The sequence below is a fragment of the Enterococcus sp. genome, assembly GCF_032555305.1.
Classification (GTDB): Bacteria; Bacillota; Bacilli; order Lactobacillales; family Enterococcaceae; genus Enterococcus_A.
In genome coordinates, this window is record NZ_JAWGOQ010000029.1 from 1 (window position 1) to 26,188 (window position 26,188).

Genomic DNA, 26,188 nt, shown 5'->3' on the forward strand with positions numbered 1-26,188 from the left:
CGACAATGATTGTGATTTCATAAAGTTTCTCCTCCTAAGAATACGTTTCCATTTTATTGTTTTAAAAACTAACTCCTCTTATATTATAATCCATGAAACCGCTTAAAATAACTCTATCTTTTTAGCAAAAAAAATATTTTTGACAACAACTACTTTTCATTTTCTCGATACAAAAAAGCCGACTGACCCGTTCACTATCGATTTTGATAGCGGAGGATCATTCGGCTTTTCAGCTATTTTAAAAGCGTGATAATGGTTTTTTCTTTAAAAATCATCCATCGGAAAAATGATTCCTGCTTGCTTCCTCATCTGAGTCAACGTCTCATGAATGATCAGGCTGGTTTCGAATGGGACTTTGGTTGATTCGATTTCGCCCTTCTTAACCTGTTGGACCATATCAGCGATCTCATAAGAGAAGTTCTCTTTCGGAGAAACACCTAACTCGGTTCTTTTACCGGTTTTTCTTTCAATAAACGTGATTTTTTGCGGCTGGCTTGGCTGATCGATCAACAGCTGCCCTAACTCACCGCAGATTTCACAGGTATTGACCGTGTCACTGGCCTTCGAATAATTCAGCGAGACATTGAAACCGTCATAGCTTAAAATACTTGAACCAGCGACATCGGCACCTGTCTCAAGCAGTGAAGCGGTGCTGAGAACCTTATCCGGTTTTCCAAAAAGCCCGACACAATCAGCCACAACATAGACGCCTAAATCCATCGTAGCACCATTAGCTAGCTCATTTCTGAAGGTCGTAGGATTTTCACCAGCTAAATAGGCATCATATCTAGAAGAATACTTGGAAAAATTCAGATTTACTTGACGAATTTTACCGACTAAATTCAAATTATCCCGCAAAATTTGAAAGTTAGGATTGTATAGTGGGATCAAGCCCTCTTGTAAATAGGTATTATTTTCCCTAGCACATTCAATCAAATCCTTTACTTCATCAGCATTCGCGGCTAATGGTTTCTCACAAAAAGTTGGTATACCTTTTTCTAAAAAATAAGTGGCAATAGCGTGATGAAGACTGTTAGGAACAGCAATATAAACCGCCTCGATTAGCTCTGATTCATACATTTTCTGATAAGAATCAAAATGATGCGCGATTCCGAATTTTTCTCCATAGTTCTTAGCCTTAGCCAGCGAAGTTCCGCAAACAGCGACAACTTCACATTCTTCGACTTGTGCGGCACCTACCATAAAAAAATCTGATACAAAATTTGTTCCAATTATGCCAAATTTCAACTTGATTTCCCCTCTTTCTTCCAATCGATGATGACACCGGTATACTCTTCTTTTTTGTTCATCAACCCATCATAAGCCGTCATTAAATTTTCTTCGGTTGGAGTAATGACATGGCTGATAAATTGATTGACATCAATGATTTTTTTGTTTAATAGGCTCTCGATATCTTTTAGATTCCGTTGAATCGATAGACGCGATCCTTCTTTTTCCTCATAAGGATATCTGCGGTTAAACGCCCCGATGACCGTCAGCATTTTTGTATGAATCGCGTTGAAGGAATCCGTAGCATTCGTTACATATTCGGTTCGCGGCGATCCCAGCAAGATTACTTGCCCATACTTGCCAGCAATTTTTATTGCCGTCTCGATACTTTCAGAAAAACCAGTCGCTTCAACAACAATGTTAACACCTTTATTCTCAGTCAGCTTCATCACTTCTTCGTACTGATCCTTTGGCGCACAATGAACCACATGACTCACGCCTATTGCTTGCGCCTGCTCCGCGCGATGTTCGACTGGTTCCAAAGCAATGACTTCGACACCCATTTGCTTGTAATAAATCGAAAGGATCAAGCCTAAAGTACCCATACCTAGAATTGCGACCGTATCTCCCAGTTTGACATCCGCTGGTAAAATCCCATTCATAGCGATCCAGCACATCATCAAAAAGGACCCTTCGATTGGCGTTGTCTCTTCCTTCAGTTTAAACAGGACTCCTCCGTCACTTTTCTTAGGATCGTAAAACTGCAAGCTGCTGTGAGGTCCATTAAAAAGAACCCTGTCACCAATCTCAAATCCTGCTATATCAACACCAGTCTTCAAAATCCTGCCGACAGAGCAATAGCCGGGTCGAACAGGATAGACTGCTCCTTTTTTCAACCCAAATACCCGCGACAATTCGGTTCCAGCACTAATCAAAGAAACGTCACTCTCGATCAAACATTCTCCCGCTGAAATGGCCTCTGGATCGATCCGCTCCTCTACTAAACGGACATCCTTAACACCATTGATCACAACACTTTTAGCTAAAATTTCGATCACCTTCTCAAAAGTTGATATATCGACATATTCTATCAGAAGCGTAACACGTTGTTAGAAGTCCGTCAATATGCTATTAATAGACCAATAATGATATATCAACTTTACAAGTTGACTTATCTGCTATTTAAGAATAAAGTTGGTGAATAAAATGACAACGACCCAAAATTTCAAATACAACGTAATCAAAAATGATCTCATAAAAGCGATCCAAACCAAAGAATTAAACGCTGGAGACAAAGTCTTATCCGAAGCAAAGCTATGCAAAAAGTACAACGTCAGTCGAATCACTGTCACGCGAGCGATCAACGAATTAGTCGCAGAAGGCTATCTTTACCGCATCCAGGGCAAAGGAACCTTTGTCAAAGGCAAACAACTTTCAGAAGGCGTTTCTCAGCTCGCTAGTTTCACAGATCGAATGAAAGAAAAGCAGCTGAAGCTAGAAACCAAGGTACTAGAAACCTCCAGTGTTAAAATTCCTTTGAAGATGGCAAACTTTTTCAACCTACCGACGGATAAAAATGTGATTCTGCTAAAAAGACTACGCATCGTTGACGGTGAATTATTGTGTTTGAGCATTTCCTATCTAATACCAGAAATTTTCTATTGGACCACGTTAGAGGATATGGAAAACGAATCGCTCTATGATCTTTTAGAGAATAAATATGACTTCAAATTAGGTAACGCTACACAGGAATTCGAAGTTGGTTATTTGACTGAAAAGAACGCGAAATACTTAGAGATATCCAGCAAGGACCCTTGTCTTAAGTTATCATTATACAGCACTTTAAATGATGGACGACCGGCTCAATTTGAAGAAACCTATTACGTCGGCAGTAAGTACGCCTATCAAATCATGCTGCCGGCGCCGCAGTCCTTTAACAATGTGCTTAATGCGGAGGAAATTGAATAAAGAGCGAACGCGCATATACTTTCCAAATGGAAAGAAATATGCGCGTTCGCTTTCTTTTTGTTAAGTATTTTTGAAAAAAAATTTACGATCAGTCTGAATTACCATTGGACTCTTTTCTTCTGCAATAATCGACATAACCAAAGGCAAAGGCCTCGATCAACAGGAAAAATGACGAGGAAGTTTGCAACCACCAATCGTTGGGATTAGGGCTGCGGCTGCTTGAAGCGTAAAGTGAATAGTCGGATCTGCCAGACAACAGATTATTTTGCATGTTGGTGATTGAAACAATCGTTGAATGATAGGTCGAGAGAACATTCAACACATTCAGAAGATGCTGATTTTCTCCGGATAAGGAAAAGACAAAGATCAGATCGTCCTTAGTAATATTTTCGATGATCCGCTTAAACTCGTTTGATTGTGAGGAGGCTGGGATCATTTGCGCGGGTTTTCCGATCAGCAGCAGCAAGCGCTGCAATTCTGCTGCTTGATTCTGTTGTGTGACGCCTGTTCCCAGCAGATAGACATTTCTACTGTTTTCTAAGGCTTGATAAATACTTTCCCAGTTATTCTCTTCAAGGTAGCGGATGGTTCGTTCAGCATCTGAAAAAATTCTTTTCTTAAAGACAGCATCTTCCCCGGTATCATTTGGATTGTTCTGCCACTTCAAAAAGTTGCGCAATTCACTAAAGCCAGTAAATCCCAGCTTCTGCGTAAAACGAATCACGGATGATTTTGAGGAATGACAGATTTTCGCAAACTCATTGGTTCCCATCGTTGCCAGCTCTTTTGGGTGCGCATTGATGTATTTGACCATCTGAATGTCTACGTCATTAAGCATCTCATAGTTCTGATTAACAATATCGGAAAAAAGCAACTTCATCCCTCCTTAATAGTTTCTTTCACCTTACATAATATTCCATAGATACTCAAGCTGGAAAAGAGCATTAATGATCTTCGACATCATTAATGCTCTAAAAACTAGTTTAATTCAGGCCACCAAGTACCATTTGCTTCGATCATTTCATCTAAGATCTGTTTCGCAACTGCTGCTGAAGGTACGGTCTTGGAAAGCGTCATCGCCTGCCATAATTTTTGATAGGATTTTTCTTCAAAGGCATCTACGACCAATTTTTCTACCGCCACTTGCTGCTCGATCATACCCTTTTGGAAGTGCGGAATTTTACCCATACATAGTGGTTCATAACCGCGTTTGCTGACAAGACAAGGCACTTCCACCATTGCATCATCGTCCAAATTGGCGATCGCCCCTTCGTTTTTGACAATTAAGAGCATCCGTTCATAGGTATTGTAGGCTAGAGCGCCAGCTAATTGAACGATAAATTCTGCATGCTCCCCTGCTTCGATCGTTGTATCTTCCGCCGTTTGAGCTGCTGCAATCCTTTCGCATTCGGCAAAAACATTCTTCTCACGATTGTCCATTACCTCGTTGGCACGCGTATAATTGGGATTCGCATGGTCAACGACATAGTCAGGATATAAGTAATATTTTAGGTACGTGTTTGGAACGGTTGTTGGATCGACTGCAAAGACGTCTTTTGCTTTTTGGAAGGTATCCATCCAGCTGGTTTCTTCCAGCAATGGATTTTCTTTGCCTTTAGATGCAGCATAGCCGTATTTTGCAAGATGTTCTTTTAATTTCGGCATAAGGTCATTGCCTTGTTTATCGGTCATTTCGGTCCACCAGCCAAAATGGTTCAAGCCATAATAACGATCAACAATTTCGCTTTCGTTTTCAAGCCCAACAATATCCGCAATAGATTTCTTGATTGCAACCGGCATATCACAAATATTTATGATTTTCGCATTCGGACGCATTCTCCGAGTTGCTTCTGCCACGATGGCGGCTGGATTTGAATAATTCAGCATCCACGCATTCGGCGAATATTTTTCCATGTAGTCAATTAGCTCCACCACGCCTGGAATCGAGCGCATGCCATAAGCCATGCCGCCAGGCCCACAGGTTTCCTGCCCTACTACACCATATTTCAACGGAATCTTTTCATCCTTCTCACGCATCGACAAGCCGCCGACACGAATATGAGCCATCACAAAATCAATATCGGTAAAGGCTTCTTCAGGATCAGTGGTGGCTAAAAACTCGATCTCTGGCGCACGTTCTTTAACGATCACCTCGCAGGCTTTCGCGACAATACTTTGCCGTTCTTCATTATTATCGTAAAATTTCAACTTCCGCAAAGGGAATTTGTCTTGGTTTTCTATGAGCATCATGACGATCCCCGCGGTATAGGTACTTCCTCCGCCTGCAATTACAACTGACTGTTTTTCCAACTTCATTTTTCTCTTCCTTTCGCTGCGTTCAAACTTCTATGACTCACTCATCCCTAGTCTTTCGCAGATATCTTCTTTGAATACTTGCACGCCCATGCCGATAATGACTTGAACATTCGTGCCATTTAAGACCACACCCTTTTGCTGGGAGATCTTTTCTAACTGGGCAGAATCGACTAAAGTTTGATCCTTGACCGTCACTCTTAATCTAGTGAAGCAATTGGAAATACTTTCGATATTTTCTTTTCCGCCTAAACCAGCAACGACTAAATCAAAGTCATTATTACCAGCAGCTGCTAGTTCTCCATTTGGAACATTTTCCAAAACGAGTTCTGCTGCTAAATCATCCTCTCGTCCCGGTGTTTTAATGTTCAATTTATTGATCAATGTTACGAAAATTAAATACCAGATCACCGACATGATTAGTCCAACGATAATTACTAGATAAAACTTCGTAACCGACGGACTGAATACGGAATTTGAAACAAAGGTGTCGATTAAGCCATAGAGCATATACGTTCTGGCACCGATCGCCCAAAGGATCGTCTCTGAAACAGCCGTCAATAAACTATGCACCAGCCACAATAATGGTGAAACGAACAAGAAGGTAAAGTCGATCGGCTCAGTGATACCTGCCACTGCTGAAACAAACATGGAAGGCAGGATCATCCCCTTTACTTCATCTTTACGGGACTTTTTAGCACAATGGATCAATGCTAAAGCCACTGCAACTGAGCCGAATATTTTTACAAAACCAAAGGTCGCAAAACGTAAGGACGGGTCTAAACTTGTGATCGTTCCAGCATTCGCCATCTCCGCATAGAAAATATTCGCTGCGCCATTATAGACTTGACCGCCGATCTTCGCGGTTCCGCCTAAAGCAGTAAAACAAAACGGCATCCATAATAAGTGATGCAAACCAGTTGGGATCAAGAAACGATTTCCAAAGGAGTAAATAAAGACACCGAGTAGTCCTGTCGTCAAAATAAAACCAGACAAGGACGAGATCCAGCTATTCACTACCGGCCAAATATAGCTCATGCCGATCGCCGTTACTAAAATAATTGGGATCAGAATCATGAAGGAGAGGCGCGAACCGCCGTAAATACTCAGGAAATCGACAAACTCCTTATCAGAAAAACGATTGTGAATAAACGCTACGAGACACCCTACGAACATCCCTAAAAAGACATTCATGTCAACGACCTGGAAGCCTAAAACAACCGCCTGCCCTGTTCCGAAAAGCCCCATTTCACCGGCTTCAGCTAATTGATTAGTCAGCGTCAACCAAGCATTGTTAGCAGCCAAAAAGAATAAAAATGCGATTAATGAGATAAGAGCTGCTTCCACTTTCTTCTTTTTTGCTAAAGAGGCTGTGATACCGACACAAAATATCAAGGCCAAATTATTCAACATGCTGTCCATCATCGTCTTGATCAAGCCACCGAAAGTCTGCAAGACAGTCGGCATAAACTCTAATTGTAAAATAACAGAAACTGCCAAGAACAACCCCATTACCGCCATGAACTTGACTGGAACGATTACCGCTCTGGAAAAGTCCTGCATCGTCTGAGAAAATTTACTTTTCATTATTTCTCTCCATTCGTTTTATTGAGTATACGTATCTCTTGACCCTAGATTAACAACATTTGAAACCAGTTACAATATCTCTCCAGCTCTTTGGACCCAAGTCCACGGATAGGAACCAAAAATGAAACAATTCATTTTTCAATAACAAAAACAGCTAAACCCTCCATTTATGTCTAAGAGTGGTTTAGCTGTGTTAATCATCTTTCAGTTATTCAATTGTAGAAACATTTCTAATCATCAAACTGATACAGCGCCGTCGACAAATAACGCTCCCCATTATCCGGCACGATCGCCAATACTTTTTTATCCGCTCCTAATTCCTTAGCGACTTCGAGCGCTGAATGAATGGCTGCTCCGGCTGAAATACCGACCAAGATTCCTTCATTAGCAGCTACTTCTCTCGCCGTTTCCAACGCTGTTTCGCTGGGAACAGAAAGCACTTGATCATAGATCGTTGTATCTAATATTTCTGGCACGAAGCCAGCGCCGATCCCTTGGATTTTATGTGGTGAATGTGCACCGCCTTTTAAGACGGGTGATTCTTCGGGCTCTACTGCATAGATTTTTAGTGCTGGATTTGCTCGCTTAAGCTCTTGACCTGCTCCTGTGATCGTTCCACCAGTTCCGATCCCTGCGACGAAGGCATCCAGACCAGTATCTCCAAATGCTGCTTGAATCTCCTTTGCGGTCGTTTCGCGATGGGCTTCAGCATTTGCTGGATTGTTGAACTGTAATGGTAAGAAGAATCTGTCTTGACTGGCTAATTCGGTCGCCTTTGCGATAGCACCCTTCATTCCTTCAGCTCCTGGCGTCAAGATCAAGGTCGCTCCATACGCTTGAATCAGCTTTCTCCGTTCGATACTCATCGTGTCGGGCATTACAATAATGACCGGATACCCCTTAGCCGCTCCAACCATTGCCAATCCAACACCGGTATTCCCGCTAGTAGGTTCCACGATCGTATCTCCCGGCTTTAATTCTCCTGCTTTTTCAGCTGCTTCAATCATATTTAAAGCGATACGATCCTTGACACTGCCGCCAGGATTGAAAAATTCCAGCTTCACATAAACCTCCGCGCTATCTTCTGGTACAAGCTTGTTTAGCTTTACAATCGGCGTCTCACCGATCGTTTCTAAAATGGATTGATAAATTTTTGCCATATTGATTCCCCCTATTCGTTTCTTCTTTGTGAATCAACTATACCTTTTTTTCGTCAGTTTTTACTAATTCCCCTTTTTTATGGCTGGTCATTGATTTTAGCTATGACCTCAGATTAAACACACAAAAATAGCTCAATCTCCGCATTAGAAGATTGAGCCAGATGTGTATATTCTATCGTTTTGAATTAGTTGTCGTATTTGCCGTTATTACTGAACACATCATATATCAACATGCCTGCGCCGATCAGCGCGCAAGCCGCACCAAGAAATGGTACGATCTGTCCAAGTTCAGACACTGTCATAAGGATCGCACCGCCCACAAACAAAAATCCTGCAGCTAGTAGATTCTTCATATTGACCTCCAATTATAAGAAACGTGTTAACCATCGTATTTATTCCTGTCCGTCAATTTATTTTATTGTACAATACGAAACTGCACGGAAACAACAATGGTGCCTGTGACGAGATAGACAAGCAAGAAATGGCTGTCCATGGATGACCGGCTACTAATGAACTCGTGGAACGCATTGAAACATACGCTTGATGAAGACTACTAATTAACGACCATCGTTTTTCTGTTATTTTAAACAGTTAGGTACGCAGTAAATCCATCCACCCGTGAAAACGAGTGGATGTTTAATTCTTCTAGAAGTGATCACTGCTCGTTTACTTCGTAATGGAGCTTTCTAAAAGATTACCAGACGCTCATCGCTCGTTACCTTATTTCTTTTTCTTCATTTTAAATGGCCCGCCGTAACCTTCTTTTACTTATGCTATCTCGATTTCGATCCCTGCTCTTTGTTTTCTTATTTATTTTGTAACTGACTAAAATCATTAAAAGATACAGAACTTTTTTTAAACCAAAAGTTCTGTATCCTCTCTTTGAACTATTTTAATGTTTAATCAAATCCATTGGGTGCGGTCCCGCTACTCCGACAAAAATGAACCGCTCATCCCCTGTATTCTTCATGCCATGCTGCTCACCGGGACGGGAAATAATCAAGTCGCCTTCCGTGATTTCCACCTCTTCACCATACCCCGGATAAAAGGTTCCGGTTCCTTGAATACAAATCCACAGATCGTCTGAGGTGGTGTGGGAATGATTGAAGACGGTCTGACCAGGTTCCAAACACCACAAGGCGCCGGCAGTCTTTTCCGTTTCATAGAAGAAACTCTTTTTGCCTTCTGCTGGATCAAAGCAAGCAACTTCTTCTACTTTAAACAGTCTTTCCTCAATTTTTGATTTTGACATACTAATCATCCTTCCTTAAAGCGCCTTCATTCTTTGGTAAAAGCGAAATAGTTGTTCGGCTGTTTGTCGAATACTTTCTTTTGTAGTAGCAGGCTGTAAAAGTTCTGCTTCTGTTCCTATGCTGTGGATGATCGAGAAAAAAGCATCAATTCCGCAGTCGTTGCATTGATAGGCATCCTCGGAAGTACTGCCAGCGATCGCAATCAATGGTTTGTTGTACCTTTGCGTGATCTTTGCTAAAGCAGAGGGAACTTTCCCCATCACAGACTGGGCATCTAATCTGCCTTCCCCAGTAATGACAAGATCGGAATTTTTGATTTTTTCCTCAAACTGCTTCTCTGCTGACAATAGTTGAAAACCTGAATGAACCTCTCCCTTTAAGTAAGCAAGAATCGCAAAGCCTAATCCTCCAGCTGCACCAGCCCCAGCTGCTTGAGAAAAATCTTTTTTCAAATAATCCTCTGTAATCTTGGCAAAATGCTGCAATGAAGCATCGAGCTTAGCAATATCAGTCTGTTTGACGCCTTTTTGCGGACCGTAGATCGCGGTTGCTCCCTGCTCCCCACATAGAGGATTCGTCACATCACTGGCTATAGTAAAATGACACTGCTGCAATTCATCCGGCACCTGCGAATCGTCAACCAACGCCATGTGTTTCATATCACAAACGCTTCGAGAAATTTCCTCGCCATTCTTCTTCAAGAAGCGGTAACCCAAAGCCTGAAGCATCCCCATACCACCGTCATTTGTCGCACTGCCGCCTAAGCCGATCAGAAATTTTCTTTGTCCTTTTTTGATCAGCGTCCTCAGCAATTCTCCCAAGCCATAAGTCGTCGCTTGCCAAGGATTCAGCTCTGCTTTTTTCACTAGCATGATCCCTGATGTTTCCGCAACTTCGAGGATTGCCTTATCTTCTAACAGACCATATGTCGCTTTGATTGGTTTTCCCAAGGGTCCGGTTACTGTTTCTGTCTTGATGGAACCAGAAGTACCTGCGATGAAGGCTTCGACTGTTCCTTCTCCGCCGTCAGCTACAAGTAAAATCTCGATCTCTTGAGATTCACTCATTCCAGCTTGGATTCCTTTTTTTACGGCAGCTCCAGCTTCTAACGAGCTGGCGCTGCCCTTGAAGGAGTCCATCGCGATGACTATTTTCATGCCGATCTCCCCCTTTTCATCACTTAAGCATTAACAACATTTACAGGGTTACCCTGTTGGAATTTCTCGACATTCTCCACTGCAATATCCATCAAGCGAGAACGCGCTTCACGAGAAGCCCAAGCCATATGGGGTGTGATGATCATGTTCTTCACCGCTAACAATGGATTGTCCATTTTGATCGGCTCGGTCGAAACGACATCCACCGCTGCGCCGCCTACTTTTCCGCTATTCAAGGCATCCCGTAAATCTGCTTCATTGATCAATTGGCCTCGAGAATCGTTGATGATATAAACGCCATCCTTCATTTTCGCGATATTGTCTTTATTGATCATACCTTCCGTTTCTGGGAATAGTGGACAATGCAATGAAATCACGTCTGATTCCTTAAATAATTGATCCAAGTCCACCATTCTAGCTCCCGCAAAAATTCCTTCTGTATGGCTTCTGTCATTAGCGATTACCTTCATCCCTAGGGCTTTGGCGATCGCGCCGACTTTTTGGCCAATCCGACCATAGCCGATGATCCCGATCGTTTTGCCAGCCAGCTCCATTTGTGGCGAGTTCCAATAGCACCAGTCGGCATTATTGGTCCAATCGCCAGCATGCACCGTGTTGGAATGATCGCCGATGCGGTGACACAATTCTAATAGTAACCCGATGGCATATTGAGCCACGCCGTCTGTTCCATAGGTTGGAATATTAGTCACTGTGATTCCGTTCGCTTTAGCGGCAGCGACATCGACTACGTTATAGCCGGTTGCTAAAACGCCGATATATTTCACACTAGCTGCTGCTTCGATGATTTCTTTGGTCATTTGCACTTTGTTTACTAAGATGATTTCAGCATTTCCGATCCGTTCAAGAATTTGTTCTTGCGGTGTCCGATCGTAAACGGTCAAATCTCCTAAGCGGCCTAACGCCTCCCAGCTCAAGTCGCCAGGATTTTCAGTATAGCCATCTAATACGACGATTTTCATACGAATCTTCCCTTCTCTCTAGTCTTCTAATAATGCCCAAGCGCGTTCAATCACTCGTTTGGTATTCGCGACAATGATATCTCCATCTTCATCTGGTCTTGGCTGAACCTCAAAGGACAAGACCATCGGGGATTTTGCATCTAAGAAGCCTTCGTCCTTCAGTACTTGGAAAAAGTCCAGTAATTCTGGTACATCATTGGCACTGTTGGGATAGCCAAATCGGGGATGCAGGTCGCCATAGGCTTCACAGCCTTCCGTAACAACGTTATTGCCAATATGCAGATGCGTGATATATGGTTTTGTACATTGAATGACAAATTTACTTGTTTCATAGGTTGTCGGGAAATGAGACAAATCAACAATCAGACCAAAGTTATTATGGGTTAAGCAAACATCTGCCGCGAATTGTGCAGCTAATGGCGCTGGTCCAATCAACGAACATTTATCCATGTCATAATCGAAGATCTCTAGTTCGATCATCATGTTCTTTTTCGCAGCATAGGTACACAGGTTACGGGTTGTTTTCAATAGCTGCTGATAAGCCTCTTCTTTCGTCGCCGCTTCCCATTTTCCTGAAAGGAAGGCAATCCCTTTGGCGCCCAAATATTCTGCTTCGTCAATCGCTTCTAATAATGTCTGCTCCGCCATCAGACGATCTTCCTCATTAATCGCATTTGGATTCAATCCCGGTCCCAATAAACGCGGCTGCGCTCCGTAGCACACACGCATATGGCTTTGAGCCAAAATATCTCGCGCGTCCTCACGCTCTTTGTCTTCTTTTACTTGCGTCATTTCGATCGCGTTGAAGTAAGGATCTCGTGATACTTTCGTCAAGGTATCTAATAGCGGGTATTTTTGCGGCGGATAGCTCATCCACTGGATCAATCCCATATCAAAATATTTATGAATACTTTCTCTCATCTTCGTCACTCTCTTTCTTTAATTGATCGTCTTTTAAACAAATGATTTCACATTGTCCAAGGCATTTCCCATATCACACAATTGTTCCGGTTTACAAATTGCATCGATCACATATGTTTTGCCCGATGCTTTCGCCCGATCAATCGCGCCCTTCAGCTCATCTGGTGTGAAGACCCGTTCACCGACACAGCCGAAGCCTTCAGCGACCTTCACATAATCCATCGTTCCGTCTTGGTTGTAAGGCATATCTACCGCATACTCAAAGCCGTAAGCCCCTTTTTGGTTTTGACGAATCAAGCCGAGGTAAGCATTGTTAACGATGATTACAATAATCGGTTTCTTGAAGGCAGCAGCGACAGCGATCTCTTCACCCATGAAGGTAAAGCCGAAATCACCCAAGACAGTAACAGAATGTGCTGCTGGATCAGCAACCTTCGCACCAAAAGCAGCAGGTATTTCATAACCTAATGTTCCAGCTCCGCCTGATGGCAAATAACGGCGCGAACGGTTGATTTTTTGTAGTTGTCCACTCCAGATTTGTGTAATCCCGCAGCCAGCCGTAAACATGGTTGAATCGTCGAATGCAGCATTCATTTCATGGAAGACCCGATGCGGCATCATTGGCTTGCTGTCAAAATCTGTTTTACGCGCTAACTCTTTTCTGGTAGCCGGCAGATCAGCTGCTCGCTTAGAATTGATTGATTTCGCCCCACGCGCTTTTGCTTCAGCGATCAATGCTGTCAATGCTTCTTTCGCATCGGAAACGATTCCTAGTTCTGGATCAAAGACTTTTCCGATTTGTCCTTTTTCAATGTCGATATGAATGAATTGACGGCCTTCACGATAAACAGTCAAATTGCCTGTGTGGCGATCAGTGAAGCGATTCCCGATCCCTACTACAAGATCAGAGTCCAAGAAATATTTATTCCCGATCGGTTGACCGACTTGAATACCCGCATGCCCCGCGTTTAACGGGTGCTCTTCCGGCAATCCGCCTTTCGCCATATAAGTAGTGATTACAGGGATTTCTAGCAGCTCCGCAAATTCAATCAGTTCTTTTTCCGCATGAGACAGAATCACGCCCCCGCCCATGACGATAATCGGTGCGCTAGCTTTTTGAATCATGTCTATCGCTTGCTTAATTTCAGCTGTTTCTGGCTTCACCGTATCGTTGGCGGCTGGTTGATAGCTGTCAATATCAAACTCAATCTCTGTTTGTTGGATATCCAGCGGCAGATCCAGCAAAACTGGACCAGGTTTGCCATTACGCATTAGATAGAAGGCTTCCTGCATGATCTCAGGAATTTTTTTAGCGTCTAAAACACAGAAAACTTTTTTACAAACGGTTTTAGCAATACTCTCCATGTCAACACATTGGAAAGCATCCTGCTGCATTTGCCAGCTGTTGGCTTGACCAGTGATTGCCAAGACTGGAATCGAATCAATATTGGCTGTGTACAATCCGGTAACAAAGTTGGTTGCCCCAGGTCCTGATGTACAAAGTGCTGCACTAATTTTGTGGGAAGCACGGTAATAACCATCTGCCGCGTGCATACACGCTTCTTCATGGCGCATACAAAAATGTTCAATTGGCGCATCTTCTAAATATTTGTATACAGGGTTGATCCCTGCCCCCGGAATCCCAAAGGCATCGGTGATTCCTTCCTTTACCATAATCTGAACAATCGCATCTGCTGCTTTCATATCCATTCCTTCTTTCTTTTCTATTTCACTATGTGATATTGCGTTTCACTTTATTGCATGTTACCATGTGAGCAATAGCCCAACAATGGAAGCGGTGTATTTTTGTCACCCCAAAATTTGATTTGTCCGAAATGAACAAAAGAAGAATTTAGTGAATGAACAAAGGAGCCTTTAAAAAATGGAAGAAAAGCAATTAAAGATCAATCACTCCGTCCAAAAAACCTTCGCAATCATTGAACTCATGACAGCAGCCGATGATGAAATGTCGTTGAATGACATTTCAAAACAAACGAACATCCCAAAAGCAACCGCATCTAGGCTGCTCTATACGCTAATGACGATGGGATACGTTCAGCAAAATCAAAAAAACGCTGATTATTCCTTGAGTTTAAAATTTAAATTGCTGAGCAGCAGTGCGGCAATTAATCACGAGCTTGTTTCATTGGTTCGACCTTACATGCAGCAAATTTCCACGGAGCTCAATGAAGCAACTTGTTTGTCTATTTGTGACAATCAGGAATTAGTCTATGTTGAATCGATCGACAGCCAAGATAACCTTTTGAATGTTACCCAAAAAATCGGCAAACGGGCGCCGTTGTATTGCACAGGTGCCGGAAAGCTATATTTGGCAAACATGACTGATAAGGAGCTTGATCACTACTTGGCGCAAATTCAATTACAATCTCTAACCAAAAAAACGATCACTACCGAAGAAAGGCTGCAAAAGGAACTTGTACGGATCAATAAACAAGGCTTTTCAATGGATGATGAAGAATGTGAAATTGGTGTCAAATGTGTCGCTATTCCTTTGCTGGATCAAAAACGAAATGTGATTGCCACACTCAGTGTTTCGATGCCGACCATTCGTGCTACCAAGGAAAAAATCAAAACGACAGTCCAAATTTTGCAAAACGCAACAAAAAATTTCCACTTGTAGGCAGCCGGTCTAACCGCAACTCAAAAATAGGAGAAAAATATGACGTCAATAAAAGAGATCCTTCAGACCCCCCGCTTTTCAGAACTATCATTACTAAACAAACATGCTGACTTGGAGCGTCCCTTGGATACGATCGAAATTTTTGAAACACCGGACGTTTCCTACTACATTCAAAAAAATGCCTTGTTGGTAACGACAGCTATGGCCTTTCGCGATGATACGGATGGACTATGTAATTTGGTACGCTCGCTGGCTAAAGTGCCCTCCGCTGGATTAGCGATCAAAATCGGGCGATATTTAAAAGCAATTGATCCCAAGGTTTTAGCCGTTGCGGACGAGTTGAATTTTCCGATTTTACAAATTCCAGTCAGTCATCAGCTCGGCGATATTTCCCATATGCTGCTTAGTTTTCTTTGGCATGATCAAACAGAGCAGATCTTTTACGCTCTGGAGATTCAGCAAAAGTTCGTCAACTTGATGATCCGCGGCGCTTCGGTTGATACATTAATGAAAGAGCTCAGCTCGATGATCAAGCAATCAGTCTTATTGATTGACCCTTTTGGCGAAGTCGCCAGCTCTCAAATGCAATACTCCAAGCTTGAAATGCCGAAAAAACAAAAAGCGGTTCTTTTGGAAAAAATCCGGGACTGTCAAAAAAATAAGCGTCGCGAGCAACTACTGCTTGAATTGGGCCAGAAAAAAATGCTGATCAGTATTTTCCCCCTTAGTTCGGATCGCTATCTGCCCTATATGCTTGTAATTTTTGATCCAGATGAGCTGCCCTATCCCTTCTCACAATTTGCCATTCAGCAGTCCTTGACCGTTTTAACACTGGCGCTTTATAAGGAACAGACCTTGCTAAATGAAAAGCGAGCCGAGCGCAGGAGCTTTCTAACCTACTTGCTAAATCGTAAAACAGCCTTGGGAGATACGGATTGGTTAGAATACAAACGGCATTTTCCGAATCTGAACTCTAACTATTACCGCGTCGTCTACATAGAATCCCTTATCAAAAAGGATCAACACTTTTATGCGAAAGAAATCGATGCTTTGACTTATGATTATCTATTCCAGCATGTTGAGGAGAAGTACGAAAATATCATGCTGTTCCCAACCGAGCATTTGAATCAATGGGTTTTTGTGATCCAGAAAAAGAGTGAGATATTGCCTATTTTGGAGGAGGTCCACGAGCAGCTTCTATCATTGTTCGGTGTCTATGCCCGCTTTGGCATTGGTGATCCAGTCAATAATATTGATCTGCTCCATTTTTCTTATACGGAGAGTAAACAGGCGTTAGAGGAATCAGAGGACAAGAATGCATTTGTCTCCTACAATAAAATTCAAGGCATTAAACGCATCACCGAAAATGTCTCAAATGAGGATATGCGCTACTTTTGTATTTCAATTTTAAAAAATCTCGCCTATCCTGATAACGAGCAGGATAAGGATTTAAGAAATACACTGATGACCTACCTTGATATGCAATGTGAGATCACCAAAACAGCGGAGATGCTTTTCATTCATCGAAATACGGTCAAATATCGAATCAAAAAATGTGAGGAACTGCTAAACAATGCCATTAATGATTCAGAATTTTCTTTGCAGCTGCGAGTAGCCCTATTTTTATCGGAGCCGGATGCAGGTTAAACGATATAAAACAACATAAATAGACTGCTATCTCGATTTTCGAAATAGCAGTCTTTTCTCTCGTGTATTAGCAGCTTTGTTCAGTTATTTCAGCTTCTGCTTCCTTCTTTTGGCAGACTTTATTAATTAAGTAAAAGATGAAAGTCCCGAAGAAAATGATCCCTATCGCTAAATAAAAGGCATAAACCTTTGTCCCTGTCGTATCGGAAATGAACCCCGTCACTGAGGGAACGATCACAGAAGCGGACATTCCAAAAAAGTTAAAGACCCCATAGGTCGTGGCGATACTCTTCTTGGGAGCGAATTGTCCCAGCCAAGAAATAATGATCGGTTCTACCGCAAGTTTTCCTAAGAAGCCATACATCATAATCCCGATGATCAAGAACGTTTGATTCGAGGTCGTAATGGTCAAGAACAAGACAGCCGCAGCAGATATTTCTAACAGAATGATGATCGTTGTTTTTTTATGAGGAATTTTATCCGCCACGCGACTAAAGAGCAATGCCCCAGGAATTGCCGTAAAGAAGACTAAGGAAGACGCCACACCGATTGATGTCCCTTGAAAACCACGTTCCGTTTCTAAAAAATTAGGCAGCCAGGTATCAATTAAGTAATAGGTATACAAAGTAGAAAAGTACAGAATATAGGCCGCGATCATAGGCAGCTTGAACAAATCCTTAATGGAACTGTCAGTCTTCACTGTAGCAGGCTCCTGTTTAACGATTTTTTCCCCTCGAATAACTTTTCTGAACACCACCAGCATAACGACGATTAATACGGCTGTCGCAACTAATAGATATTGCCAAGGCAGTACCCCTTCTCCTACTAAAAAGCTGGAGGAAACCAGACCTAGTCCGCTGCCGACCGCTGTCCCGCTATTAACGATTGCTGTAGCTAAGCTTTTCTTATCCGCTGGAACATACTCGGTAGTCAAGGAATATGCCACGCCATAATACGTTCCGCAGCCCAAGCCCGCTAAAACACTACCGACAAAGACCAGCGACAGATTCGAAGCCGCCGCCACGAATAGTGTGCCTAGCCCGAACAGTAAGAAACCGGGAATCAATATTTTTTTCTTGCCAAATCGATCCACCAGCAATCCTGATGGAATCTGCATACTGACATACCCTAAAAAATAGAAACTAGAAATATTGCCTAGCTGTGCATCTGTCGCGCCGCCAAAATAATCACTAATGATCGGATAAATCGGTGTTAAAACCGTCCGATAAATCCAGATAACGATCCACCCTGCAGTTAATACGAAAATAATCTGCTTCCAATAGGGAGCTCGTTTTGTATCCACTTGTTCTTCCATTTTTACGTCCTCCCTTTAAATCAAAAAACTTGATGAAGCTGTACCGGATTTCGGCACAGCTCATCGTATGAATTATTGTCTATTTTTTAATGAACTCACCTGGGAATTCAGCCGTCACACCAGTCTCTTGGCTGTAAATCGTTTCGCCCCGCAGAATCGTTTGAACAACTTGCGCTCCGATTTCACGTCCAATATAAGGACTGATTTGGTTGCGGTATTCTAAATCTTCCGCTTTTAACGTGTACGGTGCATTCGGTTTGATCAACACAAAGTCCGCGTCCTTGCCAATACTGATCCGGCCTTTAGAATCCAGATCATAACGATCCGCTGGATTTGTCGCAATCACATCAGCAAACATTTTCAAGCTCATCCCACGTTTTTGAACGCCTTCATCGTACATAACGTCTACATTATTTTTGTACGCCAGAGATACCGCCCCACGCTTCAAAGGCATTTTCTTTGTCCTTCAAATCCGGTGTACATGGAGAATGGTCAGAAGTTACAAAGGCAATTTCGCCTGCCAATAATTTTTCCCACATTGCTTCACGGGTATTTAAATCACGAATTGGCGGTGAACATTTCACCACTGGACCAATGGCATCCAACTCATCTGTGTGGAAGTACAAATAATGGGTACACGTTTCACAGGTTACATCCACACCTTCAGCACGCGCTTTAGTCACTTCTTCCACGCCTTCAGGACAAGCCACGTGACAAATGTGAATCCGGCAGCCTGTCTCTTTAGCCAGCAGAATGGCGCGACGAATTGGTTCAACCTCTGTGAAGACTGGACGACTTTCTACATAAGCCTTCAATGTTGTTTCGCCATTTTTATAAGCAATTTCGCCTAATTTATCAGTAATAGCCGCATTTTCTGCATGGATCGCCAAGACCTTGCCTGTTTCAGCGATTTGTTTCATGCCTTCATAGAGAGAGTAATCGTCTACGTTCATGAAATCGCCATCAATCGTGCGATCGCCGCAGGTCGCCATGAAGCATTTATAAGCTGCCACACCGCCGTCATTTAATTCTTGGATCCCGCCTTTAAGATTTAACGGAGTCAAACCGCCAAATGATCCGACATCAGAGCGTAATTTGTTTTTACCTGCATCGTACTTAATTTTTAAGCTCTCAGCATCCGTAGTCGCTGGGACCTGATTCAAAGGCATTTCCATAAATGATGTAACGCCGCCTTTAGCGCAAGAAGCTGTCCCTGTGACATAGCCTTCCCATTCATCACGGTAGCCGCCGCCAGGATCAGTGATATGCACATGGGCATCCAACATCCCGGGACTCACAACTAAACCAGAAGCATCAATGACTTTGTCTCCAGCTAAATCATTTCCAATCGCAGCGATGACCCCGTCCTTAACAGCTACATCTGTTTCAACTTCTCCACTCTCTAAAATTACTAGACCGTTCTTAATTACTAAATCGTGACTCATTCTGTTTCCTTCCTCTCTAAAACTCATTTTATTAATCAAAGGCTTCTTCCGTTTTATCTTCAGAGCCTAATTTCCTTAATCCGTAGTAGATAGCAAATGCAGAGGAGAATCCAACCAGCCATGAAACATTTGAAACTGCTTGTAATGCTGGAATAAATTGTCCGCTTAAAGAAACAATCAAGGCGATGATTGTTGCGATATAAGCCTGCCGGTTTAAGCCGCGATACATATTTTTGGAGTTATCTGCTTTCGGATCCATGTACAGCGCATTCAAATCAATGTTTTGTTTTTTGATAAAGAAGTAGTGTGCGATCATTACGCCAGCTACTGGTCCAAGTACGGCACCAATTGAATTCAAGAAGAAGAAGATACTGTCTTGATTTTCCATCAGCTTCCAAGGCATAATCACGAAGCTGATCAAGCTCGCTACAATGACACCTTTTTTGTAATCGATTCGTTTTGGGAATAAGGCCGAAAGCTGATAAGCAGCCGGAATAATATTCCCTGTCGCATTTGTCGAGATGGTCGTTAATAAGAAAACAGTCATGGCGATGATAACGGCTGGGAGGTTGTCCCAACGATCAACGATGTTCAGCACATTCCACTCTTGAATGCCGTAATGAATCGATCCGCCAATCAAAATGGCCACACTAGAAAAAGCAAAGATTACATAAGCAACTAATAGACTGGCCATTTGCCCAACTGTTTGATCCTTGGTTGATTTCGCGTTTTGCGTGAAGTCAGAAACACTGGCTCCCGGCGCCGCCCAAACAGCTAAAACGGAGTTGATGATCATAAAGTAAGCAAAGATCGGATTCATGCTTTGAGTAGCAGAACTGGTATCAAATGATAGGATTGGTCCAATACCACCTGCGACACGCAATGCCCAAATCGCCATTCCGCCAAATACGATATAAATCAATGGACTTAAAACAGCGGTAAACTTATTCAGTATGTTGCCTCCGCCAATTCCGATTAAAACATTGATTCCCCAGAAAATCGTGAAAGCAATCAATCCGGGAATCCCAATTCCAAAGAAGCTGGCAGAACCGCCAATCGCTAAAAATCCGGGCCAAACTTTTCCAATTAAGATAAGAAGTGCTAAAGAACCTGTATAGTTTTGTAAGCCGAACCAAGCAATTGCTGCCACACATCCACGAAGAAATCCTGGTAGTTTTGCCCCAACATCCCCATACGTTGAACGCAAGTGCAGTGCAAATGGAATTCCGTATTTAGAGCCCGCTCGTCCGTTCATCGTCATAAACAGAGCCACAACCAGTGCGCTGACAATCAATGCAAACATCACATTGATGGGAGACAAGCCTAAAAATAGAAATCCGCCAACAGCAGTGTAGTTAGGAATGTTATGTACTGATCCCATCCACAGAGTAAAATAATTCTTTGCGCTCATATTGCGTTTTTCAGGTGTCTTCGGCAGCATGTCATCGTTGTACCCACGCTCCTTGTAACGAGCAATTTCTTCCTCGCTAACCTGATAATCTTTGTTCTCCACTATTTCCTCCTCCTTCAACTTTCATGCTTCGATTAATCATTTTCTAACTACCAAAATTGTAAGCGTTTTTAGCGGTTTCTACATTAGCTGAAGTTACCAAAATGCAAAGTGCTTTTTGTACAACATAGACAATGATAGCTTTCAGGTGCTATCCAATGTCTAAAATGAAGGTTAAAAAGGGCGGCTGCTTTATTTTTTATAGACTAAAAAAATCAAACAACCGCCTTCAATTACTTAAACACCATATACCTTCAAAGCCGCCTTCACTGCCTCACCAACATTCAATTTGGCCCCATGGTAGATCATCGCCGCTTCCAATGCGCCCAGCACCTGAAGAACATTTTCCCGACGGCTACTGTAGCCCATATTACCGATGCGCCAAACTTTTCCTTTCAAATCGCCAAACGAAGAAGCAATCTCCACACCAAACACCTCCAGCAGCATGTTGCGGATCGCTTCGCCATCATCAGCGCCCTCCGGAATCATGATCGGTGTCACGGTCGGCATTTTGGTCTCCACATTGCCGAAGAAATCCAATCCCATCGCCTTAATACCGGCTACGATGGCTTCATCATTGAGCTTGTGTCTAGCCCAAACATTTTCGATTCCTTCATTTATTATTGCTCGTAAGCCTTCATGCAATGCATAGATCATAGTGGTCGCTTCGGTATGATGGTTGATCCGCTCAGAGTTCCAATAGCGTTGCAACTGGCTCAAATCCAAATAGTTATTATTGATATGATTTTCGTTGCGATCGACCTTACTTAGCCCTAACTCTTTTTGATAGCGGCTAGTCAAAACTTTTTCAACCCGATCATTGTAGGTAATCAAAGACATACCGGATGGCACACTCACACATTTCTGAGTTCCGCCGATCGCAATGTCGACCTGCCATTCGTCAACAAAAAGCGGCACACCGCCATAGGTCGCTACCATATCGACCACGAAGAAGATTTCTCTTTCACGGCAAGCTGCACCGATTTGATCCAATCCTTGCATTTGACCATTCGCTGTTTCTCCATGGACCATCGCGACAATTTTGGGTTGGAATTCATCGATCGCCTCAATGATGTCTGCTTGATCAAAAGGACTGGTCCAGTCTTTTTTCAGATATTGGATATCGGCCTTTGCCCGTTCACAGATTTCTCCTAATAAATAAGCAAATCGTCCATAAACCGGAATCAAGACCTTATCACCAGGCTCAATCAATGCGATTAATGCAGCCTCTAAACCAGAACGCGATGTCCCATCAATCGCAAAAGCTTGTTCATTCTTCGTTCCAAATGGTACTTTGATCATTTCCTTAACGTTATCCATAATCGCTAAAAACGCTGGATCAAACTGACCTAGAATGGTCGAACTCATTACTCTTAAAACGTTTGGATGAGCCTCCACAGGTCCTGGTGTCATGATTGTTCGTCTAGGTATTACTAATTCTGAAAACATATATATCCCTCTTTTTCGTTTTTATCGTTTGTTATTTATGCATAATAACCAAAATTTTTTAGTTAATATAACCAAATTGACCTTGTATATCTATCAGGCCTTGAATATACTTTGGTCAGGAGGTGCCCTATGAGAACACTGATTGATTTATTAGAACTCCCGCGTTTTTCCGACTTGCTTTTGATGACTGATCCAAATTATGCAAAGCTGCAGGTGGACAGTATCGAAATCAGCGAAACGCCGGATATTTCTTTCTATATTCCAGAAAACACATTTCTATTGACCACAGCGATGATCTATCAAGCAGATCAAAGCAAGATCTTTGGATTAATTGATTCATTGCAGGAAAAAAAAGCTGCCGGTCTTGGAATCAAGATTGGACGATACATCGATAAGATCGATGAGCAGGTAATCGAATACGCCAATAAAGTGAAGTTTCCGATCGTTCAGATTCCCCTCTCTATCCCCTTAGGCAGTCTTTTGCACCAAATGCTCAATTTTTTATGGGATAAAAAAACGGAACAATTGAATTACGCTCTAGATATTCAGCAGCGCTTTTCACATATGCTGGTGAACGATGTAAGCATCGCTCGTTTTATTTCTGATTTTGGCCGTTTGATCAAAACACCGGTTATTTTAGTAGATCCCTACGGTCATGTTTACGCAGCCTCTAAGCATTTTTCAAAAACCTCTAAACCGGCTGAATATTATATTGATCAGCTGACTTTGTCCGATCCAGACTTTGTTGCGCAGAAAAATGATTCCACTTTAATCACTGATTTAGACAATAAAACTTTTTTAGTCTCCTATTTTTCGGTTGAGCCGAATCATTATTTTCCACATTATTTAGTGATCTTGAATCCAGAAAAAATTCCTTATCCAGTTTCAAACTTTGCTTTAGAACAAGCTGCGCTGGTCTTATCTTTTATGTTGTATAAGAATCAGAAAGTCCAAGAATCCTTCGATGTTCTAAAGACCGACTTCTTAAGCCGAATGATCGAGATCCAGCAGGCGCCAAATCAGGCACCGCGCGATTGGCTTGATCTAGGAACGACCTACGGATTAGTCAAAGCACGGCATTATCGTGTCGTCTATGCCGCCTGTAAAATGAAGTCCAAGCATCATTCGAAAATCAAGTATCAGGAAGAAGTCAGCCAGCTGAGCTTCAATTGGCTAAGTGATAAATTGGCGCATCATATTAAGGATGTCACCCTTTTCAAGGTCAAAGACACGGAGCATTTCGCGATCTTGATTCAGCACAAGCAAGAACGGCTTGAGGATATTCTGGCAATGGTCGCGGATGATCTCTCCGATCGATTAGATATCCGGATTCAATTTGGTTTAGGCAATATTTACGATTCGATCGATGATATCGCCAAATCGTTTATCGAAGCCAAAACAGCTTTTGAAGAAATGCAGCAGCTTTCAACAAGCTCACTTATTTACCAATACCAGTCTAAAGGCATGCGCAGTCTTTTTGAGAAAATGGGACCCTCAGACATTACTTATTTTTGCGAGATCACGCTAAAAGACTTGGCCTATCCAAAAGAAGAAGCGCTGATCGAGCTTCGGAAGACCTTGAAATACTATCTTGATTTTCATTGCGAAATTGCTCGGACCGCGAAAGCACTGTTCGTCCATCGCAATACGATCAAATATCGGATCGAACAATGCAACAAGCTGATCGGTAAAAATATTCATGATTCCGGTGTGAGCCTTGATCTACGTTTAGCATTGGAATTATCAGAGGAAGATAATTTATAAAACACTTTTAGGTACACGAATAGTGGGCATTTTACCCAACTATTCGTGTACCTGCTTTGCCTAATAGTGCCTTATCTGCTTCTTCCAAAGCACAGATGATCGAGGTTTTACCTTGACGGGCAAAATGAATCGCTGCTTCGATTTTCGGACCCATGCTGCCGTCAGCAAAATGACCGTCCTCAAAATGCTTTTGAGCCGTTTCTGGCGTAATCGTCTCTAATTTTTCTTGATTTGGCTTACCGTAATTGATGTAGACATTACTAACATCAGTCAACATCATGAAGACGTCTGCATCGACCTGTTCAGAGAGCTTTTTACCTGTGCGATCTTTGTCAATAACGGCTTCAATTCCGCTTAAATACCCGTTTTCTTTTCTGGAAACAGGAATTCCTCCGCCTCCACCAGCGACGACGATCGTATTTTGATTCAGCAAATTCACGATCGAATTCACCCCATGGATCGTTAACGGTCGAGGGGATGGAACCACGCGCCGATACCCGCGTCCGGCATCCTCCATCATTTTCCAATTGCGTTCTTTAGACATTTTTTCAGCCTCTTCTTTTGAATAAAAGACGCCGATCGGCTTGGTTGGTTTTTTGAAAGCTTCATCTTCTGGGGATACCTCAACTTGCGTCAAAAGGGTCACGACCCCGCTCGTCAAGCCTTCTTCTTCGATCTTATTCTTGATCGTTTGTTCCATTAAATAGCCGATAAACCCTTGCGATTCGGCATTACATACATCTAAAGGAAACGGCGGTACAATATCTTTCGCTTCCTCATTTTGGCGTAAAATGTTGCCAACCTGCGGACCATTCCCATGGGTCACAACGATTTGATAATCAAGTTTTTCAATTTTTGCGATCATTTCAGCACTGGTTTTGATATTTTCCAGCTGTGCTTCGACTGTTTCTGCTTGACCTGGTTTTAAAATGGCGTTCCCGCCAAGAGCAATAACTACTCGATTTGCCATGTTCATCCTCCTAATTTTTTTCTTTTTCAACTGCATTAAAACATTTAAGTGTCCGAGTAAAGCCCGCCAAAAAGTCTGCTCCCGAAGTATGCCCCGTTTTCAACACCTTCTGAATGGCTTCTTCTAATTGCTCTTTTGAATCATCCAGCAAAGCACCCTGCAGATTCAATACGGATTGATTAAAGCGCTGATTCAAGCTGCAAAGCAGATAGTGCTTGCTGACATCGGTGGTTAAATCATTTACCGCAGTCATTTTGGTTCGTAAAAAGTTTTGCAGCTTTTGATTATTCCTATTAATGAGCAGACGAGCAGCTAAATGCCCAATGATCATATCATCCCCAGAAGGTGTTAACCCCGGACCGCGTCCAATTAGAAAATGAAGTGCTTGCCGCTGCAGCGACAATTGTTCTGAGCACAAATCATCAATTGCTGATACAAATGGATTTCCACTAGAAAAAATCGTGTTCAGCCCTTCTTGATAACCGGTTTCTTTGGTAATCCTTCTAATACAGCATTCATATTCAGCCCAAATAGTTTCGTTGATCCGTTTGGTTCGCTGCTTTTGGAACGTCTGATAATTTTTTCCAGTTAAAAGCAGCTGGCTTTTCGCAAATTTCATTGCTTGATTTTGAATGATCAAACAATCATCCACGGCGATTTCCGCCGACAATTGTTCAAAGTCAGAAGCCCTCAAATAGATTCCATTCGGAACAACCGCGCTTTGCTCAGCTGCAACAACTGCTAGATGCTGACAGGTTTCGTCTTGAATGTTAAAGCTGCGACCGAATTTACTGTGAACACGCCAGCGGCTTTTCGAAAATGAACGTTTAGATATTTCTTGATCCACACAACAAGCTTCTATCAGCATCGTTTTTCCC

At 42.5% G+C, this 26,188-nt stretch carries 21 protein-coding genes and 1 pseudogene; 4 read left to right on the forward strand and 18 right to left on the reverse strand.

The window, feature by feature from the left end; translation table 11 throughout:
* Nucleotides 1-264: 264 nt before the first annotated feature.
* Together E6139_RS17795 and E6139_RS17800 are read right to left on the reverse strand one after the other, a co-directional pair.
* A complete protein-coding gene (locus E6139_RS17795) occupies nt 265-1,248 on the reverse strand; it encodes a Gfo/Idh/MocA family oxidoreductase (RefSeq protein WP_316404798.1) in 984 nt (327 codons plus the stop codon).
* Nucleotides 1,245-2,288 carry a zinc-binding alcohol dehydrogenase gene (locus tag E6139_RS17800; protein WP_316404800.1) on the reverse strand — a complete coding sequence of 348 codons (1,044 nt, stop codon included), beginning with the start codon at nt 2,286-2,288 and terminating at the stop codon, nt 1,245-1,247. The genes E6139_RS17795 and E6139_RS17800 overlap by 4 nt, the downstream gene beginning before the upstream one ends.
* A 148-nt stretch (nt 2,289-2,436) precedes the next feature.
* On the opposite strand from E6139_RS17800, the gene E6139_RS17805 reads away from it, so the two are divergent.
* The gene (locus tag E6139_RS17805; protein WP_316404802.1) at nt 2,437-3,198 is read left to right on the forward strand and encodes a GntR family transcriptional regulator; all 762 of its coding nucleotides are present in this window, start codon (nt 2,437-2,439) and stop codon (nt 3,196-3,198) included.
* 88 nt (nt 3,199-3,286) lie between these two features.
* Here the strand turns inward: E6139_RS17805 and E6139_RS17810 are convergent, their stop codons facing one another.
* The 10 genes from E6139_RS17810 to E6139_RS17855 all read right to left on the reverse strand — a co-directional run bounded on the left by E6139_RS17810 (nt 3,287) and on the right by E6139_RS17855 (nt 14,273).
* The gene (locus tag E6139_RS17810; protein ID WP_316404884.1) at nt 3,287-4,072 is read right to left on the reverse strand and encodes a MurR/RpiR family transcriptional regulator; all 786 of its coding nucleotides are present in this window, start codon (nt 4,070-4,072) and stop codon (nt 3,287-3,289) included.
* Between the two features lie 104 nt (nt 4,073-4,176).
* Nucleotides 4,177-5,514: a 6-phospho-alpha-glucosidase gene (locus tag E6139_RS17815; protein ID WP_316404803.1), complete on the reverse strand. Its 1,338-nt coding sequence runs from the start codon at nt 5,512-5,514 to the stop codon at nt 4,177-4,179.
* 30 nt (nt 5,515-5,544) lie between these two features.
* Nucleotides 5,545-7,098, reverse strand: coding sequence for a PTS transporter subunit EIIC (locus E6139_RS17820; RefSeq protein ID WP_316404804.1), 1,554 nt, complete (start codon nt 7,096-7,098; stop codon nt 5,545-5,547).
* Between the two features lie 230 nt (nt 7,099-7,328).
* Nucleotides 7,329-8,258, reverse strand: coding sequence for a cysteine synthase A (cysK, locus tag E6139_RS17825; protein ID WP_316404805.1), 930 nt, complete (start codon nt 8,256-8,258; stop codon nt 7,329-7,331).
* A gap of 185 nt (nt 8,259-8,443) precedes the next feature.
* Nucleotides 8,444-8,611: a hypothetical protein gene (locus E6139_RS17830; RefSeq protein ID WP_316404807.1), complete on the reverse strand. Its 168-nt coding sequence runs from the start codon at nt 8,609-8,611 to the stop codon at nt 8,444-8,446.
* A 539-nt stretch (nt 8,612-9,150) separates the two neighbouring features.
* On the reverse strand, nt 9,151-9,510 hold the full coding sequence (locus E6139_RS17835; RefSeq protein ID WP_316404808.1) for a cupin domain-containing protein: 360 nt from the start codon (nt 9,508-9,510) through the stop codon (nt 9,151-9,153).
* A 15-nt stretch (nt 9,511-9,525) separates the two neighbouring features.
* On the reverse strand, nt 9,526-10,668 hold the full coding sequence (locus E6139_RS17840) for a glycerate kinase (protein ID WP_316404809.1): 1,143 nt from the start codon (nt 10,666-10,668) through the stop codon (nt 9,526-9,528).
* A gap of 23 nt (nt 10,669-10,691) precedes the next feature.
* Nucleotides 10,692-11,648, reverse strand: a complete 957-nt coding sequence (locus E6139_RS17845) for a D-2-hydroxyacid dehydrogenase (RefSeq protein ID WP_316404810.1) — start codon at nt 11,646-11,648, stop codon at nt 10,692-10,694.
* Nucleotides 11,649-11,666: 18 nt separating this feature from the next.
* The gene (locus E6139_RS17850) at nt 11,667-12,569 is read right to left on the reverse strand and encodes a sugar phosphate isomerase/epimerase family protein (protein ID WP_316404811.1); all 903 of its coding nucleotides are present in this window, start codon (nt 12,567-12,569) and stop codon (nt 11,667-11,669) included.
* A gap of 33 nt (nt 12,570-12,602) precedes the next feature.
* On the reverse strand, nt 12,603-14,273 hold the full coding sequence (locus E6139_RS17855) for a thiamine pyrophosphate-dependent enzyme (RefSeq protein ID WP_316404813.1): 1,671 nt from the start codon (nt 14,271-14,273) through the stop codon (nt 12,603-12,605).
* Between the two features lie 178 nt (nt 14,274-14,451).
* Between E6139_RS17855 and E6139_RS17860 the strand changes: the two genes are divergently transcribed.
* Both E6139_RS17860 and E6139_RS17865 read left to right on the forward strand, forming a co-directional pair.
* The gene (locus E6139_RS17860; protein WP_316404815.1) at nt 14,452-15,210 is read left to right on the forward strand and encodes an IclR family transcriptional regulator; all 759 of its coding nucleotides are present in this window, start codon (nt 14,452-14,454) and stop codon (nt 15,208-15,210) included.
* Between the two features lie 39 nt (nt 15,211-15,249).
* Nucleotides 15,250-16,857, forward strand: a complete 1,608-nt coding sequence (locus E6139_RS17865) for a PucR family transcriptional regulator (protein ID WP_316404817.1) — start codon at nt 15,250-15,252, stop codon at nt 16,855-16,857.
* A gap of 67 nt (nt 16,858-16,924) precedes the next feature.
* Here E6139_RS17865 and E6139_RS17870 read toward each other — a convergent pair whose 3' ends face one another.
* From E6139_RS17870 to E6139_RS17885, 4 genes and pseudogenes are all read right to left on the reverse strand, one after another.
* Nucleotides 16,925-18,172 carry an MFS transporter gene (locus E6139_RS17870; RefSeq protein ID WP_316404819.1) on the reverse strand — a complete coding sequence of 416 codons (1,248 nt, stop codon included), beginning with the start codon at nt 18,170-18,172 and terminating at the stop codon, nt 16,925-16,927.
* Nucleotides 18,173-18,251: 79 nt separating this feature from the next.
* Nucleotides 18,252-19,617, reverse strand: a pseudogene (gene allB / locus E6139_RS17875) (allantoinase AllB).
* A gap of 31 nt (nt 19,618-19,648) precedes the next feature.
* Nucleotides 19,649-21,130 carry an allantoin permease gene (gene allW, locus E6139_RS17880; protein WP_316404821.1) on the reverse strand — a complete coding sequence of 494 codons (1,482 nt, stop codon included), beginning with the start codon at nt 21,128-21,130 and terminating at the stop codon, nt 19,649-19,651.
* Nucleotides 21,131-21,364: 234 nt separating this feature from the next.
* Nucleotides 21,365-22,576, reverse strand: a complete 1,212-nt coding sequence (locus tag E6139_RS17885; RefSeq protein WP_316404822.1) for an alanine--glyoxylate aminotransferase family protein — start codon at nt 22,574-22,576, stop codon at nt 21,365-21,367.
* A gap of 129 nt (nt 22,577-22,705) precedes the next feature.
* Here E6139_RS17885 and E6139_RS17890 point away from each other — a divergent pair, with 129 nt between their 5' ends.
* Entirely contained in the window at nt 22,706-24,340 is a 1,635-nt protein-coding gene (locus tag E6139_RS17890; RefSeq protein ID WP_316404823.1) for a PucR family transcriptional regulator, read from the forward strand.
* 31 nt (nt 24,341-24,371) lie between these two features.
* Here the strand turns inward: E6139_RS17890 and arcC are convergent, their stop codons facing one another.
* Nucleotides 24,372-25,310: a carbamate kinase gene (arcC, locus tag E6139_RS17895; protein ID WP_316404825.1), complete on the reverse strand. Its 939-nt coding sequence runs from the start codon at nt 25,308-25,310 to the stop codon at nt 24,372-24,374.
* Between the two features lie 10 nt (nt 25,311-25,320).
* Nucleotides 25,321-26,178: a DUF2877 domain-containing protein gene (locus tag E6139_RS17900; RefSeq protein WP_316404827.1), complete on the reverse strand. Its 858-nt coding sequence runs from the start codon at nt 26,176-26,178 to the stop codon at nt 25,321-25,323.
* Between the last annotated feature and the right edge of the window lie 10 nt (nt 26,179-26,188).

Excerpts from the sequence above, each read along its gene's own strand:
- E6139_RS17805 (WP_316404802.1), top strand. The coding sequence starts at position 2,437 with ATGACAACGACCCAAAATTTCAAATACAACGTAATCAAAAATGATCTC.
- E6139_RS17815 (WP_316404803.1), bottom strand. The coding sequence starts at position 5,514 with ATGAAGTTGGAAAAACAGTCAGTTGTAATTGCAGGCGGAGGAAGTACC.
- E6139_RS17820 (WP_316404804.1), bottom strand. The coding sequence starts at position 7,098 with ATGAAAAGTAAATTTTCTCAGACGATGCAGGACTTTTCCAGAGCGGTA.
- cysK (WP_316404805.1), bottom strand. The coding sequence starts at position 8,258 with ATGGCAAAAATTTATCAATCCATTTTAGAAACGATCGGTGAGACGCCG.
- E6139_RS17830 (WP_316404807.1), bottom strand. The coding sequence starts at position 8,611 with ATGAAGAATCTACTAGCTGCAGGATTTTTGTTTGTGGGCGGTGCGATC.
- E6139_RS17835 (WP_316404808.1), bottom strand. The coding sequence starts at position 9,510 with ATGTCAAAATCAAAAATTGAGGAAAGACTGTTTAAAGTAGAAGAAGTT.
- E6139_RS17840 (WP_316404809.1), bottom strand. The coding sequence starts at position 10,668 with ATGAAAATAGTCATCGCGATGGACTCCTTCAAGGGCAGCGCCAGCTCG.
- E6139_RS17845 (WP_316404810.1), bottom strand. The coding sequence starts at position 11,648 with ATGAAAATCGTCGTATTAGATGGCTATACTGAAAATCCTGGCGACTTG.
- E6139_RS17850 (WP_316404811.1), bottom strand. The coding sequence starts at position 12,569 with ATGAGAGAAAGTATTCATAAATATTTTGATATGGGATTGATCCAGTGG.
- E6139_RS17855 (WP_316404813.1), bottom strand. The coding sequence starts at position 14,273 with ATGAAAGCAGCAGATGCGATTGTTCAGATTATGGTAAAGGAAGGAATC.
- E6139_RS17860 (WP_316404815.1), top strand. The coding sequence starts at position 14,452 with ATGGAAGAAAAGCAATTAAAGATCAATCACTCCGTCCAAAAAACCTTC.
- E6139_RS17865 (WP_316404817.1), top strand. The coding sequence starts at position 15,250 with ATGACGTCAATAAAAGAGATCCTTCAGACCCCCCGCTTTTCAGAACTA.
- E6139_RS17870 (WP_316404819.1), bottom strand. The coding sequence starts at position 18,172 with ATGGAAGAACAAGTGGATACAAAACGAGCTCCCTATTGGAAGCAGATT.
- E6139_RS17885 (WP_316404822.1), bottom strand. The coding sequence starts at position 22,576 with ATGTTTTCAGAATTAGTAATACCTAGACGAACAATCATGACACCAGGA.
- E6139_RS17890 (WP_316404823.1), top strand. The coding sequence starts at position 22,706 with ATGAGAACACTGATTGATTTATTAGAACTCCCGCGTTTTTCCGACTTG.
- arcC (WP_316404825.1), bottom strand. The coding sequence starts at position 25,310 with ATGGCAAATCGAGTAGTTATTGCTCTTGGCGGGAACGCCATTTTAAAA.
- E6139_RS17900 (WP_316404827.1), bottom strand. The coding sequence starts at position 26,178 with ATGCTGATAGAAGCTTGTTGTGTGGATCAAGAAATATCTAAACGTTCA.